Raw genomic sequence first — 14,992 nt, forward strand, 5'->3', positions numbered from 1 at the left:
CTCACCTCCCCCGGCCGCGATGCCGGCGGAGGGCGGCAAGTGGAGCATGCAACAGGGGGTTCCCGCCAGCCGGGGCGAGCAGCGGGGCGCTCACCTGGGCAGGCCGCGCAGCACCACGGCGGCGAGCGGCGGGAGGGTGAGGCGCAGGCTCGCCGGCCAGTCGTAGTGCGCCGCGGCGAGGGCCTCCACAGCGCCGGCGTTGCCGACGTCGCTCCCCCCAAAGAGCGCCGCGTCGCTGTTCAGCCGTTCCTCCCAGCGTCCCGCGAAGGGCACCCCGAGGAGGTGGTCGCGGCGCACGACCGGGGTGAAGTTCAAGGCGACGAGACAGGTGCTGCCGTCGCGGGCGCGCCGCAGGTAGCTGAGGGTGCTCTCGGCGGCGTCGTCGGACTCGACGAAGTCGAAGCCCGCCGGGTCGCAGTCGAGCTCGTGCAGCGCCGGCTCGGCTCGGTAAAGGGCGTTCAGTTCGGCGACGAGGCGCCGCACCCCCTCGTTCGCGGGGTGCTCGAGAAGCGCCCAGTCGAGGACCGAGTCGTGGTCCCACTCCCGCTCCTCGGCGAGCTCGTCCCCCATGAACAGGAGCTTCTTGCCCGGCGCGGTGAACTGGTAAGCGAGGAGGAGGCGCAGCCCCGCGAAGCGCTGCCACTCGTCACCCGGCATGCGCCGCAGCAGCGAGCGCTTCCCGTGCACGACCTCGTCGTGGGACAGCGGCAGCACGTAGTGCTCGCTGAAGGCGTAGAGGCCGCGGAAGGTGAGCTCGTGGTGGTGGAAGCGGCGGTGCACCGGCTCGCGCTGGAAGTACTCGAGGGTGTCGTGCATCCAGCCCATGTCCCACTTCATCCCGAAGCCGAGGCCGCCGTGGTCGACCGGGCGGGAGACCCCCGGCCAGGCCGTCGATTCCTCGGCGATCATCTGGATGCCGGGGTGGTCGCCGTAGGCGCCGGCGTTCAGCTGGCGGAGGAAGTCGATCGCCTCGAGGTTCTCGCGGCCCCCCTCACGGTTGGGGAGCCACTCGCCGGCCTTTCGCGAGTAGTCGAGGTAGAGCATCGAGGCCACCGCGTCGACCCGCAGCCCGTCGCCGTGGTAGGCGCGCAGCCAGTGGTCGGCCGAGGAGGCGAGGAAGCTTCGCACCTCGTGGCGGCCGTAGTTGAAGATCAGGCTCCCCCAGTCGGGGTGCTCGCCGAGGCGGGGGTCGGCGTGCTCGTAGAGGTGGGTGCCGTCGAAGGCGGCGAGGGCGAAGGCGTCCTTCGGGAAGTGCGAGGGGACCCAGTCAAAGAGCACCCCGATCCCCGCCTGGTGCAGGCGGTCGACGAGCGCCATCAGCTCGGTCGGGCTGCCGTAGCGCGCGGTCGGTGCGAAGAAGCCGGTCACCTGGTAGCCCCAGGAGCCGTAGAAGGGGTGCTCCATCACCGGGAGCAGCTCGACGTGGGTGAAGCCGCAACGGGTGACGTGCGCGATCAGCGCGTCGGCGATCTCCCCGTAGCTGGAGAAGCCCTCGCGGTCCCAGGGGCGGCAGAACGAGCCGAGGTGGACCTCGTAGATCGACTGCGGCGCGTCGAGGGCGGCGCGGGCCCCCCGCCCCGCCATCCACTCGCCGTCGCCCCACTCGTAGTCGAGCGTGGCGACCACCGAGGCCGTCTTCGGCGGGCACTCGCTCTGCAGCGCGTAGGGGTCCGCCTTCTCGAGCAGGGCGCCTGTCGCGCTCGTGAGGGCGTACTTGTAGGCGGCGCCGACGCCGATCCCCGCGACCTCTCCCTCCCAGATCCCCGACACCCCGCGCGGCGTGAGCGGCGAGGGACCGGGCTTCCAGCCGTTCGCGTCGCAGAGCACCGAGACGGCGCGCGCGTTCGGCGCCCACACGGCGAAATGCGTGCCACCCCCGGCGAGCGGCTGCGCACCGAGCTTCCCGGCGAGGTGACGGTGCGTCCCCTCGTTGAAGAGGTAGAGGTCGTCGTCGGTGAGCGTGCTCGGGCTCATCGCCGCCGCTCCGCGTCGACGTGCTCGAAGAGGGCCGCGAGCGTGGGGTCGTTTGCCAGCTCGGCGAGGGTGCGCCCGCTGCGCAGGCTCCAGTTGCCGTCGTCCTCGGTCCCGGGGCGGTTGATCGGCTGCTCCTCGAGGAAGGCGTCCTCGAGGTCGCACACGACGAGGTCCGCGGGGCTGCGCGCGAGGTGGCCGAGCAGGCCGCGGAGCGCGGCCCGGGTCGTCTCCGGCGAGGTGAGCGCAGCGTCGGTGCCGCTCCCCTCGGCCGCGAGGCCGAGCGCATCGGCGACCCGGTTACGCAGCGCGGCGCGCGCCGTGCGCGCGCCCGTGTCACCGGGGTCGAGGTCGTCGCCGCGCCAGAAGGCGGCGAAGCGCGGCAGGTCGTGGGTGCCGACCGACGCCACGGCGCGCGCCGGCGGCTCGGGGAGGGGCGCGTCGGCGCGCAGGGTGAACTGGAGGATCGAGCTGTGCAGCATTGCCTCGTCGTCCATAGCCCGTTCGGTGGTCGCTGAAACGGTGCCGAGGTCCTCGCCGACCACCACCGCCCCGGCGCGCGCCGCCTCGATCGCCACCAGCGCGTGCAGCTCCTCGGTCGGCGAGGCGACGTACGCGCCCTCGGTGGCGGGGGCGCCGGCGGGGATCCACCAGAGCCGCTCGAAGGCCATCACGTGGTCGATGCGCAGCACCTTGGCATAGGAGAAGGCGGCGCGCAGGCAGGCGCGCAGGTAGCGGTAGCCCTCCGTGCGCTGGCCCGTCGGGCTCGGCGGCGGGAAGCCCCAGTCCTGCCCGGCCGCCTGGAAGGGGTCCGGGGGGGCACCGACGTTCGCCCCGAAGGTGAAGCTCTCGGGGAACGCGGCGGTGTCGAAGCCCTCGGGGTGGACGCCGATCGGGAAGTCGAGGAGCAGTCCCGGGCCCTCGCCGGCGAGGGCGTCGAGCTGGCGGTCGAGGGCGAACTGGAGGTAGCGGTGGTAGGCCTCCCGCTGCTGTACGTCCGCGCCCGCAGGGGGGGTGGCGGCGAGGTCGTGACGGGCCCGGAACGAGCAGTAGGCGGCGAGCTCGGGGCGCGCCGCGTAGAAGGCATCGATCGCGGCGCGCCCCGCCGGGTCACGAGCCGCGAGCGCCGCGAGGCGCCCGAGCAGTGGGGCGCGGCGAGCGAGCACCTCGTCATAGCGCACCCGCGTCGGCTTGTCATCGGCCGCCCCGAGGAGCGCCGCGGCGTGCTCGCAGCGGAGCTGCTCATCCCCCGTCGCGGCGACGAGCGGGGTGAGATCGAGGTAGAGGCCGTTCCAGGCGAGGCGGGACAACGGCAGGTAGGGGCTCGTCTCGAGCGTCGGGCTCTCGCGTGCCGCGTAGAGCGGGAGGGTGGCGACGAGGGCCGCGCCCCGCTCGGCGAGGAGGCGGGAGAGGGCCGCGAGGTCGCCGAGGGTCCCCGCACCGAGGTCCGACGCACCCCGCAGCGCGTAGGTGGGGGTGAAGGCGCCCCAGCCGCGCTCGGCGCGTGGCAGTGCGGCCGGCGCGACGAGGAGCGTCGCCTGCTCGCAGAGGCCCGCCGAGACGAGGGCGATGCGGTGCACGCCGAGCGGCACCTCCCCCGGAAGGCGCACGGCACGCCGTCGCGCCCTGGTGGTCGGGGCCTCGAGGGACGAGAGAGGGTAGCGCTGCTCGTCGCCGTCCTCCTGGGTGACGACGAGCTCGGCGCCCGCGCCGAGCGCGCGCCGGGGGGTGAAGCTGATCACCGGTGCGCCGGGGCCGCGGTGGACGAGCACGGCGTCGAGGGTCACGGCCGAGCGCCGCGCCCGCTCGGCGGCGGCCGCCGCGTTCGCGGCGCGCTCGCTCCCGACGCTCACCCCGAGCAGGCCGAGGAGGGCGACGACGCTCTCCCGCGGGGTCACGACGGTCTCACCCGTCGTCCTCCGGTAGCTGGTCGCGATCCCGTGCAGCGCGGCGAGGCGCGCGAGGGCCGGCCCGGGGGCGGCGCCCACGCTCACCGGTGGTGGCCGAGCAGCTCGAGGATGCCCTGGGCGGGGATGGTCACCCACTCGGGTCGGCTGTTCGCCTCGTAGCCGAGCTCGTAGAGGGCCTTCTCGAGGAGGAGGAAGTCGAGGAGGTTCTCGAGCTCCTCGCGCCCTTCGGGGAGGAAGGGCGCGTCCCAGCTCACCTCAAGGTAGGCGGTGAGGAAGGCGCCGGCGATCGAGCGGTACCAGAGCAGCAGGAGGCGCTCGAGGATCGAGGGGTCGCGCCCGGGGATGAGGTCGCGGCTCAGGCGGGTCGCCGCCACGGAGGCGACGTAGTGCACCGAGCGCAGCATGCCGGCGACGTCGGTGAGCGCCGGGCGGCGCAGGCGGCGGGTCGAGATCGAGCGGGCGGGCTCGCCCTCGAAGTCGATGATCGTGAAGTCGCGTCCGGTCCACAGCACCTGCCCGAGGTGGTAGTCACCGTGGCAGCGGATCTTCCAGGCGGTGCTCGAGCCCTCGCGCACGAGATCGAGGCGGGCGCGGATCTCCCCCTCGGCGGCGAGCACCTCGGTGATGACGGGGTGCCGCTCGGGGAGGGCGCGCACGGCGCGGAAGCTGCTGCGCATCAGGCTGCGCGCCCCGTGCAGCATCGCCTGGCGGTCGATGGCCGTCAGCTGCTGCGGCACGATCGCCGGATCGTAGGGGCCGGATGCGAGCGCCCGGTGCATCTCCCCGGTCCGCCGCCCGAGGAGCTCGGCCCACTGCAGGTGGGGCCCGATCAGCGGGTGCCCGGAGTCGGGGGCCTGCATCGCGACGTCGAGCAGGCGGCTCGGCACGTGCACGATGAGCTCCTCGGGGTCGCGGTGCGCGACCGCCTCCTCGAGGCCGTGCAGCAGCGCGTCGAGGACGTAGCTGAAGCCGTCCCCCTCGTTCTGCACGTACTCCTGGACGACGGCGATGCAGGAGGCCTCGCTCGCGCCGTCGCTGCGCCGCTCGAGGTGGCCGGCGACGACCGGCGAGTGCGCGAAGCGGGCGCGCTCGTGGAGGAAGCGGCCGAGCTCGACGTCGGGGTTGATCCCCGGCTCGACGCGCCGCAGGAGCTTCACGACGAGGCGGTTGGCGAGCACGATCGAGGAGTTCGACTGGTCGCCTCCGATCAGCTGGCTCGGGGCGTCGGCTTCGATGCCACGCGTCAGGCGCGTGAACGCGGGGGCGGGCACGGTGCTGATGCGCCCGGCGGTGCCGAGGAGCTGGCGGCGGCGCCCGAGGGCGCGCACGAGCGCCGCGGCGAGCTCCGGGTCGTAGGTCGCGTCGAAGAGCACCCCCTCCTCACCGCCGCTGCGCAGCTCGCTGAGGAGCGACTCGGGGTGATGGCGGCGGAGGTCCTCGGCCCGTTCGCCGGTGGCGAAGGCGGCGGGCACGAGGTAGTCCTCCGGTGCCCCCTGGTCGAAGGCGACGTGCAGGAAGAGCAGGCTCGCGACCTGCTCGCTGGGCCGCTCGGCGTGCGGCAGCCCGACGACGTCGTCGATCGTCACCCGCCGGATGCGCCGCGCCTTGTCCCTGTACCAGCGGCGCCGCGGCAGGTAGTCGACGAGCGAGCCCTCGAGGCGCAGCTTCGCCGCCCCGCTGAAGACGTCGGTGAAGCGGCCGGGCACCTCGAGGTGCGGCGGCTGCGGCTCGGCCTGCTCGACGGAGGCCTCGATCGCGAACCAGTAGAAGCCATGCGGCCCGAGGGTGATGAAGTACGGGAGGTCGCCGATCGGCGGGAACTCGGTGCCGCCGAAGAGCTCGACGGGGACCGCGCCGAGATAGCCCTGCAGGTCCAGCGAGACGCACTGGGTGAAGCGGGAGAGGTTGACGACGACGAGCAGCGTTTCGTCCCCGAGGCGGCGGAGGAAGGCGAAGACCTTGCGGTTCTCCGGCAGCAGGATCTCGAGGTCACCGCGGCTGAAGGCGCGGTAGCGGTTGCGCAGCGCCACCAGCCGCCGCATCCACCACAACAGCGAGCTCGGGTTCTCCTCCTGGGCGGCGACGTTCACCGACTGCGCGTGGTACTCGGGGTCGATCACCACCGGCAGGTAGAGGCGCTGCGGGTTGGCGTTGCTGAAGCCGGCGTTGCGGTCGCCGTCCCACTGCATCGGTGTCCGCACCCCGTTGCGGTCACCGAGATAGATGTTGTCGCCCATCCCGATCTCGTCGCCGTAGTAGATGATCGGCGTCCCCGGCAACGAGAAGAGCAGGCCGAGCATCATCTCGATGAGGTTGCGGTCGTTGCCGAGGAGGGGCGCGAGGCGGCGGCGGATGCCGACGTTCAGGCGGGCCTGGGGGTCCTCCGCGTAGGTGCGGTACATGTAGTCCCGCTCCTCGTCGGTGACCATCTCGAGCGTCAGCTCGTCGTGGTTGCGGAGGAACAGCGCCCACTGGCTCTCGGGGGGGATCGGCGGGGTCTCGGTGAGGATGTCGACGATCGGAAAGCGGTCCTCCTGGCGGGCCGCCATGAAGATGCGGGGCATCAGCGGGAAGTGGAAGGCCATGTGGCAGGCGCCCTCGAGGTAGGCGACGGCGTCCTCGGGCCACTGGTTCGCCTCGGCGAGCAGCATCCGGTTGGGGAAGTGCGCGTCGACGTGCGCGCGCAGCTCGCGGAGGAAGGCGAAGGTCTCCGGCAGGTTCTCGCAGGTCGTCCCCTCGCGGGCGTAGAGGTAGGGGACGGCGTCGAGGCGCAGCCCGTCGACCCCCATCTCCAGCCAGTAGTCGACGACGTCGACCATCGCGGCGCGCACCGCCGGGTTGTCGTAGTTGAGGCTCGGCTGGTGGGAGTAGAAGCGGTGCCAGTAGTAGGCGCCGGCTGCCGAGTCGAAGGCCCAGTTCGAGGTCTCGAAGTCCTTGAAGATCACCCGCGCCTCGCGGTAGCGGTCGGGGGTGTCGGACCAGACGTAGAAGTCGCGCTCCACCGAGCCCGCGGGCGCGGCGCGAGCCCGCGTGAACCAGGGGTGCTCGTCGGAGGTGTGGGCGAGGACGAGCTCGGTGATCACCCTCAGCCCGCGGGCGTGCGCCTCGCGCAACAGCGCCCGGAAGTCCGTGAGCGTCCCGTAGGCCGGGTGGACGCGGCGGTAGTCGGCGATGTCGTAGCCGTCGTCGCGCAGCGGTGAGGGGTAGAAGGGCAGCAGCCAGAGCGCGGTGACGCCGAGCTCGCGGAGGTAGTCGAGCTTGCCGATCAGCCCGCGGAAGTCCCCGACGCCGTCGCCGTTGCTGTCGGCGAAGGCGCGGACGTGCACCTCGTAGAGGACCGCGTCCTTGTACCACAGAGGGTCCGGCGCCGGCCCGAGGTCACGGCGGCGCGCGCTCACCCGCCCGCCCCGAGGGGTGCCGCGGCGGCGCCGGGGGCGGCGGCCGTCGGCGCCGGGGTGCTCGGCTCGACCGCGAAGAGGTGACCGGGGGCGCGCTTCGGATCGAGGATCACGAAGTTGCGGCCGACCTGCCAGTGGTAGCGCTCGCCGCTCAGCAGATCGTGCACGTCGAAGCGCTCCACCTCCGGGCCGGCGAAGCCGGCGGGGAGCTCCACCCAGCCCGACTGGGGGTAGTGCGCGTCGAGGTTGGCGACGCAGAGCACCGTGGCCCCCGCCTCCCCGGCGCCCGGGTGCTTGGAGTAGGCGAGGAGGGCGGGGTTGTCCGCGCCGTAAAAGGCGAGTGTGGTGTTCCGGCGGAGGGCGGCCTCGGCGCGCCGCAGCGCGTTCAGCTGCGCGACGAGGGGCGCGACGCCCGCCTTCTCGTCGAGGTGCCAGTGGCGTAGCTCGTACTTCTCTGAGTCGAGGTACTCCTCGGAGCCGACACTGCGCGGGCGGTGCTCCGCCTGCTCGAAGGCGGGGCCGTAGATCCCCCAGCTGGCCGACAGCGTCGCCGCGAGGAGCGCCCGCAGCGCGAACGCGGCGGCGCCGTCGCGCTGCAGCTGCTCGGTGAGGATGTCGGGGGTGTTCGGCCACAGGTTGGGGCGGAAGTAGGCCGCCATCTCGGGGCTCGTCAACTCGCGGAGATAGTCCACCAGCTCCTCTTTGCCCTGGCGCCAGGCGAAGTAGGTGTAGGACTGGCTGAAGCCGAGCTTCGCGAGCTCGCCCATCACCTTCGGGCGGGTGAAGGCCTCGGCGAGGAAGACGACCTCGGGATCCCTGCGCTGCACCTCCCGGATCAGCCACTCCCAGAAGGAGAAGGGCTTGGTGTGGGGGTTGTCGACCCGGAAGATGCGGATCCCGCGCTCGACCCAGAACTCGACGACCCCGCGCAGCGCCTGCCAAAGGTTGCGCCAATCGCGGCTCTCGAAGTCGATCGGGTAGATGTCCTCGTAGCGCTTCGGGGGGTTCTCCGCGTAGCGGATCGAGCCGTCGGCGCGATGGCGGAACCACTGCGGGTGCTCGCGGACCCAGGGGTGGTCGGGTGAGCACTGGAAGGCGAGGTCGAGGGCGACCTCGACCCCTCGCTGCGCCGCGGCGGCGACGAGGGCGTCGAAGTCCGCGAAGCTCCCGAGCTCGGGGTGCAGCGCGGTGTGACCGCCCGAGGGGCCGCCGATCGCCCACGGGCTCCCGGGGTCCTCGGGCCCCGCCTCGGTGGCGCCGTTCCGACCCTTGCGGTGCGTCGTCCCGATCGGGTGCACCGGCGGCAGGTAGAGGACGTCGATGCCGAGGTGCGCCAGGTAGTCGAGGCGCCCGAGCACGTCGCGGAAGGTTCCGTGTGCCCCCTCCTCCTCGGCACAGGAGCGGGGGAAGAGCTCGTACCAGGCGCCGACGAGGGCCCGCTCCCGTTCCACCTGCACGGGGTAGGGGGCGCTTGTGACACGCTGCGCCGGATCGGGGTAGCGGGCGCAGAGCGCGGCGACCTCGTCGCCGACGAGCTCGTCGAAAAGCGGCGGACGCGCCGCGAAGGGCTCGGTGACCTCCATCAGCCGCCGGCGGTCGTTGCCGCGCGCCCGCACCGCCGCGGCGCGCGCGAGTGCTCCCCCGGTGAGCAGCTCGAGGCCGATGTCCTCGCCGGCCGCCGCCTTGATCGCGACCTCGCGCCGCCAGCTCCCGAAGTGGTCGACGGCGACCTCGGCCACCACCTCGTGGCGGCCGAGGCGCGAGAACGAGAGCGTCGCCCCGTAGCGGTCGTTGCCGAGGGCGACGAGCGGCACGCGCTGCCAGCGCCGCTCCTCCTCGTGGCGGTGGCGGAGCTCGCCGGTGAGCAGGTCGTGGCCGTCAAGGAGGGCGTCCACCTCGAAGCGCTGCGGGTCACCGGCGATCGCCTTCAGCGCTCGCCTGCCCCCGTCGACCGCGGGCCACAGCCCCGACAGGGTGGGGCGCGCCGGTGGCGCGCCGGCGGCGGGGAGCGAGGGGTCCGCAGCGTGGAGTTGGCGCACGGCAGTCCCTACCCGAACAGGATCGTGTCGACGCCCACCGTGCGCCGGTTCTACCTGTTCTAGTCGACGCCGCGACACGTCCCTCACTTGTGGCGCGCCCCTCAGGCCGGTTGCGCCTCTTCCTCGGGGGCCTCCGCGAACTGGGTGCGATAGAGCTCGGAGTAGAGCCCACCGCTGGCGAGCAGTTGGCCGTGCCGCCCGCTCTCGACGATGCGGCCGCCCTCGAGGACGAGGATCTGGTCGGCCTCGCGGATCGTCGAGAGGCGGTGCGCGATGACGAGCGAGGTCCGTCCCTCGAGTGCGGTGTCGAGCGCCCGCTGCACCGCCACCTCGGACTCCGAGTCGAGGTGGGCCGTCGCCTCGTCGAGGATCACGACGTCGGGGGCCTTCAGCAACAGGCGGGCGATCGCCACCCGCTGCTTCTCGCCACCGGAGAGGCGGTAGCCACGGTCGCCGACGAGGGTGTCGAGGCCCTCGGGGAGCGAGCGCACGAGCTCGGCGATCTGGCCGCCCTCGAGCGCCTCCCAGAGCTCCTCCTCGCTCGCCGCCGGCCGGGCGTAGAGGAGGTTGGCGCGGATCGTGTCGTGGAAGAGGTGCGCGTCCTGGGTGACGACCCCGACCGCCTCCTGCAAAGAGGAGAGGGTGAGCGAGCGCACGTCGTGGCCGCCGACGAGCACGCTCCCGCCGTTCGCGTCGTACAGGCGCGAGACGAGGGCGCCGATCGTCGTCTTGCCGGCGCCCGAGTGGCCGACGAGCGCGACCAGCTGGCCCGGCTCGACGGTGAAGCTCACGTCGTGGAGCACCTCCACACGGGGATGGCGCTCGAGCACCGCGACCGACTCGAGCGAGGCGAGCGAGACCTCGTCGGCGCCGGGGTAGGAGAAATCGACGTGTCGGAACTCGACGCCGTTGTGGCCGCGCGGTAGGGCGCCGGCGCCGGGCGCCTCGGTGATCATCGGCTCGAGGTCGAGGACCTCGAAGACCCGGTCGAACGAGACGAGCGCCGTCATCACGTCGAGCTGGACGTTGGAGAGGGAGGTGAGCGGGCCGTAGAGGCGGGTGAGGTAGGAGCCGAGCGCCACCACCGTGCCCACCTGCAGCGTGCCGTGGGCGGCGAGGACGCCGCCCCATCCGTAGACCACGGCGGTCGCCACCGAGGCGGTGAGCATGATCCCGGCGAAGAAGATCCGCCCGAGCATCGCCTGGTGGATGCCGATGTCCCGCACCCGCCCGGCCCGCGAGTCGAACGCGGCACGGTCGCTCTCTGGGCGGCCGAAGATCTTCACGAGCAGCGCCCCGGAGACGTTGAAGCGCTCGGTCATCATCGTCGTCATCTCGGCGTTCAACGAGTACGACTCGCGCGTGATCACCTGCAGCCGACGGCCGACGAGGCGTGCCGGGATGACGAAGACCGGGAGGATCACCAGCGCGACGAGCGTGATCGGCCAGGAGAGGAAGAACATCGCCACGAGGACGAAGGACACCGTGACGACGTTGGAGACGACGTTCTGCAGCACGTCGGTGAAGGCCTGTTGGGCGCCGAGGACGTCGTTGTTGAGGCGCGAGACGAGCGCGCCTGTCTGGGCGCGGGTGAAGAAGGCGATCGGCATCCGGCTCACGTGCGCGAAGACCCGTGAGCGCATGTCGAAGATGAGTCCCTCGCCGACGCGCGAGGAGATCATCCGCTCGATCACCCCGAGCGCGACGTCGAAAAAGGCGAGGCCGGCGAGCAAAAAGGCGAGCGAGACGACGAGCGAGCCCCGGTGATCCTTGATCCCGACGTCGATGATCTCCCGGTAGATGAGCGGGTTCACCGTCCCGGCGGCGGCGTCGACCGCGATGAGCACCAGGAAGACCGCGAGCATCCACCGGTAGGGCTTCGCGAAGCGGATGATGCGGCGCACCGTGCCGCGCTTTAGCGGCGTCTTCAGCACCGAGCGGTCCCGGCGCATGTGCCCCCAGTACATCGCGCCGCCCATGCCCATGCCCACCGCGCCGACCTCCGCCTCTCCGCCGCGGCGAGCGTATCGGGGTGCCTGCGCCCTCCCCGGCGCGTCGTATGTTCATCAGGCGGTAACTTGACCGGCGCAATGGCCCGCCGGATGGAGATCGAACTCACCTCGCTGAAGGACGACGTCTCCTACACCTGGCGCGCCGCCGGTGCCCGGCAGCCGAAGGGCGTGGTCGAGACCAAGCTCCTCCCCGCCGGCGCGAAGGTCGGCGACGTGCTGCGCGTCGAGGCGGACTTCGAGCTCGACGGCATCACGGTCGTCCAGGTCCTCCCCAACAAGGAGCACAGCCCGAGCACCGACCGCATCGAGCTGCGCCCCGAGCGCCCCGTCACCGGCGGGGTGACGACGACCCTCGTGGGCAAGGAGGAGCGCCGGGGATCCGGCCGCCGGGACGCCCTCGGCGAGGACCGCCCCCGTCGCGACCGTCCGTCGCGCGACAGCCGCCCCGGCCGCCCGCCGGCCGAGCGGGGCGACCCTCGGCCCCGGCCGACGGCCGAGCGTGGGGACTCCCGCAGCCGTCCCGCGCGCCCCGAGGGCGCGCCGCCGCGAGAGCCACGCGAGCCCCGAGAAGGTGGCGCCCGACCAGACGGCGCCCGCCGACCGGCGCGCGCACGCCCGGTCCGTCTCGTCCCGGGGCGGGTCCACCTCGACGCGCTCCTCGACACGCTCGCCCCCGAGCGGCGGCCGATCGCCGAGCAGTTGGCGCTCGGCGGCCTCCCGAAGGTGCGCCGCGCGATCGCCGACGAGCAGGCGGCAGCCCAGCGCGAAGGCCGCCCCGCGGCGGCCGGGGACGCGATCGTGGCGATCGCCGAGGAGCTCCTGAAGCCCGTCCGTGAGGCAGCCTGGCGCGACCGCGCCGAGGCCGCCGCGAAGTCGCTCGAGCAGATCTCGCTGCGCGACCTGCGTGCCGCCGTCGTCGGCGCCGCTCCCCAGAACGACGAGGGGCGGACGCTCTTGCGCTCGTTGCGCGAGGCGCTCGAGACGAGGGTCACCAAGCTGCGGACGACGTGGGAGGAGGAGATCGCCCACGCGCTCGAGGAGGGCCGCGTCCTGCAGGCGCTCCGTCTCTCGGCGCGTCTCCCCGAACCCTCCGCCCGCTTCCCCGCCGCGCTCGTCACCCGCCTCGCCGAGGCCGCGGGGGCGGCGCTCGGCAGCGACGTGCCGCCGGAGCGTTGGGTCGCGGTGCTCGAGGCGGCGGTCGCCTCCCCGATCCGCCGCTCCATCCACCCCGCGGGGCTCCCCGAGGACCCCTCGGGGGCGGTTCGTCAGGCGGCCACCGTGGCCGCCGGTCGCATACCGGCGCTCGCGAAGCTCGTCGGCCTCGCGATGCCCCCGCCACCGCGACCGGTCGGCGCGATCCCGCGCCCGCCCCGCCCGGCGGTGGCCGGCGCGCATCGCCTGCGCGTCCCCCCGCCGCCCGCCGCCGTCCCGCGACCGCCCGCAGAGGGCTCCGCGGCCGAGCCCACCCCCCCGGTCGCGGCGCGCGAGGGTGCCGGGCAGCCTTCCGAGGACGCGCCGGGCGCCGTCGCGAGCCCGCACCCGAGCGGAGCCGCGGCCGCGTCGGAGGAGGCGGTGACCGTGCCCGAGGGCGCGTCGCGCGTCCCGCCCGCGACACCAGCCGCTCCCGCGGAGGAGGCTGCCGTCGAGGCGACCGGTGCGGTGCATGGCGTCCTCAAGGCGGCCGAGTCACCCGTCGACGGGCCGCCGTCCACCGAGGACGCCGCCGGCGAGCACGCGGTGGCCGAGGAGCCAGTCGAGCAGGCCGCTGCTGAGATCGAGAGCCCCGAGCCCGCCTGAGGCGACGAGGGCGACCTCGGCGGCATCGCCGCCCGGCCGCAGCGCACCCCCACCCCGAGCGGCGCGGTAGTTCCACACGAGGAAGCGGCGACCACCACCGCACACGAGCGCCGTGCCCACGAGCGCACCGAGGACGACCTCCAGCCCCGTCTCCTCCTCCGCCTCGCGACGGGCGGCCGCGGCCGGTGACTCCCCCACCTCGACCCGTCCCCCTGGGAGCGACCAGCGCCCCCGTTCCGGCTCCTGGCCGCGCCGGACGAGGAGCAGCCGGCCCGCGTCGACAAGGACGATGCCGGCACAGGCGATGACCGGTGAGCGCTCCCGGTCGCTCAGCGGCGGGCCTCCCCGCGGTGCACGAGCAGCAGGTCCGTGAGGTAGCCGCGCCCCTCGAGGAGCACCTTCGCGTCGCGCGCCCCGGGCGGCACGACGGCGTCGAGGGCGCCGTGGCCCCCGGCTGCGGCCCACCCCTCGGCAGCCTCGAGCAGCGCCTCGCCGACGCCCACCGAGCGGAAGCCCTCGTCCACGAAGAGGAGGAGGAGCGTCGCACGGTGCGTCGCCGTCGGCAGGGCCGCGTAGGCGAGGCCGCAGGCCACCCCGTCGTAGCTGCCGAGGAAGAGCTGCCCCGCTCCACCCGCCGACGCCGCTGCGAGCGAGGGGCCACCGTCGCTCCCCTCGGGGAGCCAGCGGAGCAGCGAGCTCCCGCCACGAAGGGCGGCGAGCGCGGCGAGGGCGTCGTTCCAGAGCGGCTCGGCGAGGGCCGTGCCGTCCGCGGCGAACGGCACGGCCAGGGCGGGGCCCTCCCCCACGGCCGTCAGCCTCGGAGCTGGGTGACGCGGTTGAGGATCGTCCGCCGCCGACGGGTGGCGAGCTCGTACTGCTCGACGGCGTCGAGCTCCGCGGCGGTCAGCGCCTCGAGGCGGGCGACCACCTGCGAGGCGGCGAGGGCGTCGTACCCGGGGATCGCGAGGTGCTCCGAGGAAACGGCGACCGCGGGCGTGACCGGCGGCGCGGCGGGGGGCTCCGCCCGGTCGTCGCGGTGCAGCACGGTGACCGTCGCGTCGGTGCCGCTCGGCTCGAGCAGGTCGTCGAGGCGGCGGCGGGCGTTGCGCAGCGCGAAGCGGCCGACGAGCTTCGCCGCGCCGACCTGGCCGGCGACGCGTCGGCGACCCTTGTCGATCAGCCCGGGGAGGTCCTCGAGGACCGTGAGCGCGAGGCCGACGGGCGCGTAGAGCGCGACGTCGAGCAGCTCGTCGAGGAAGGGCCGCTCCTCTTCCATCAGACGCAGTCCCTGCAGAGCATCCGCTTCTCGTCGGCGAGCTGGGTGTCGCTCTTCACGAGGAAGCAGGACTGGCAGAGGAACTCGCCGGGCTGCTTGGGGAGCACGCGGGCGTTACCGTCGACGCGGTCCTCGGTGTCCGCGGGCTCGTCCTCGTCGGGCTCCTCGTCCTCCTCCTCGGCGACGACGAGGCGCTCCTTCAGGATCACGTCGAGGCTCGCCTCCACCTCGTCGTCGTCGATCTCCTCGTCCTCTTCGTCCTCGCTCGCCTCCTCGCCCTCGACGAGGGCCTGCGGGTTGGCGACGACCACCACGGTCGGGTCGCCGTCGGCGACGAGGACGTCGTCGCCGAGCACCTCGTCACCGAGCACCTCGTCACCGAGCACCTCGTCTCCGAGGCCGTCGTCGTCGAGGTCGTCCCCGAGTGCATCGTCTTCGAGCTCTTCGAGGGCGTCCTCGTCGAGCTCGCCCTCGAGGAGCTCCTCGCCTGGCTCGGCGGGCTCTTCCTCCTCGACAGCGCCTTCGGCCACTTCGCCCTCCGGATCGCTCTTCTTGCTCGGCATTCAGCTCCTCGTTCTCATCGCGCGTG

At 73.4% G+C, this 14,992-nt stretch carries 10 protein-coding genes; 1 reads left to right on the forward strand and 9 read right to left on the reverse strand.

The annotated features are described in order from the left end of the window. Positions 1-90 precede the first annotated feature (90 nt). From glgB to VNF07_09725, 5 genes are all read right to left on the reverse strand, one after another. A complete protein-coding gene (gene glgB, locus VNF07_09705) occupies positions 91-1,974 on the reverse strand; it encodes a 1,4-alpha-glucan branching protein GlgB (GenBank protein HVB06503.1) in 1,884 nt (627 codons plus the stop codon). Then, the gene (locus VNF07_09710; GenBank protein HVB06504.1) at positions 1,971-3,965 is read right to left on the reverse strand and encodes a 4-alpha-glucanotransferase; all 1,995 of its coding nucleotides are present in this window, start codon (positions 3,963-3,965) and stop codon (positions 1,971-1,973) included. Before VNF07_09710 ends, glgB begins: the two co-directional genes overlap by 4 nt. Next, a complete protein-coding gene (treS, locus tag VNF07_09715; GenBank protein ID HVB06505.1) occupies positions 3,962-7,279 on the reverse strand; it encodes a maltose alpha-D-glucosyltransferase in 3,318 nt (1,105 codons plus the stop codon). Before treS ends, VNF07_09710 begins: the two co-directional genes overlap by 4 nt. After that, positions 7,276-9,318, reverse strand: coding sequence for a maltotransferase domain-containing protein (locus tag VNF07_09720; GenBank protein HVB06506.1), 2,043 nt, complete (start codon positions 9,316-9,318; stop codon positions 7,276-7,278). Before VNF07_09720 ends, treS begins: the two co-directional genes overlap by 4 nt. 101 nt (positions 9,319-9,419) lie before the next feature. Continuing rightward, positions 9,420-11,303: an ABC transporter ATP-binding protein gene (locus VNF07_09725; GenBank protein ID HVB06507.1), complete on the reverse strand. Its 1,884-nt coding sequence runs from the start codon at positions 11,301-11,303 to the stop codon at positions 9,420-9,422. Between the two features lie 105 nt (positions 11,304-11,408). Between VNF07_09725 and VNF07_09730 the strand changes: the two genes are divergently transcribed. Beyond that, positions 11,409-13,127: a hypothetical protein gene (locus VNF07_09730; GenBank protein ID HVB06508.1), complete on the forward strand. Its 1,719-nt coding sequence runs from the start codon at positions 11,409-11,411 to the stop codon at positions 13,125-13,127. On the opposite strand, the gene VNF07_09735 is transcribed toward VNF07_09730, so the two are convergent. From VNF07_09735 to VNF07_09750, 4 genes are read right to left on the reverse strand one after another with little or no spacing between them, the layout of a single operon-like run. After that, positions 13,017-13,460, reverse strand: coding sequence for an NUDIX domain-containing protein (locus VNF07_09735; protein ID HVB06509.1), 444 nt, complete (start codon positions 13,458-13,460; stop codon positions 13,017-13,019). The genes VNF07_09730 and VNF07_09735 overlap by 111 nt on opposite strands. Further along, positions 13,457-13,933, reverse strand: coding sequence for a GNAT family N-acetyltransferase (locus VNF07_09740; protein HVB06510.1), 477 nt, complete (start codon positions 13,931-13,933; stop codon positions 13,457-13,459). The genes VNF07_09735 and VNF07_09740 overlap by 4 nt, the downstream gene beginning before the upstream one ends. 5 nt (positions 13,934-13,938) lie before the next feature. After that, a complete protein-coding gene (locus tag VNF07_09745) occupies positions 13,939-14,403 on the reverse strand; it encodes a hypothetical protein (protein ID HVB06511.1) in 465 nt (154 codons plus the stop codon). Continuing rightward, positions 14,403-14,966, reverse strand: a complete 564-nt coding sequence (locus VNF07_09750; GenBank protein ID HVB06512.1) for a DUF4193 family protein — start codon at positions 14,964-14,966, stop codon at positions 14,403-14,405. The genes VNF07_09745 and VNF07_09750 overlap by 1 nt, the downstream gene beginning before the upstream one ends. Between the last annotated feature and the right edge of the window lie 26 nt (positions 14,967-14,992).

The sequence above is a fragment of the Acidimicrobiales bacterium genome (assembly GCA_035533595.1).
Classification (GTDB): domain Bacteria; phylum Actinomycetota; class Acidimicrobiia; order Acidimicrobiales; family Bog-793; genus DATLTN01.

Coding starts and splice junctions, on each gene's coding strand:
- glgB (HVB06503.1), bottom strand. CDS start 1,974: ATGAGCCCGAGCACGCTCACCGACGACGACCTCTACCTCTTCAACGAG.
- VNF07_09725 (HVB06507.1), bottom strand. CDS start 11,303: ATGGGCATGGGCGGCGCGATGTACTGGGGGCACATGCGCCGGGACCGC.
- VNF07_09730 (HVB06508.1), top strand. CDS start 11,409: ATGGCCCGCCGGATGGAGATCGAACTCACCTCGCTGAAGGACGACGTC.
- VNF07_09745 (HVB06511.1), bottom strand. CDS start 14,403: ATGGAAGAGGAGCGGCCCTTCCTCGACGAGCTGCTCGACGTCGCGCTC.
- VNF07_09750 (HVB06512.1), bottom strand. CDS start 14,966: ATGCCGAGCAAGAAGAGCGATCCGGAGGGCGAAGTGGCCGAAGGCGCT.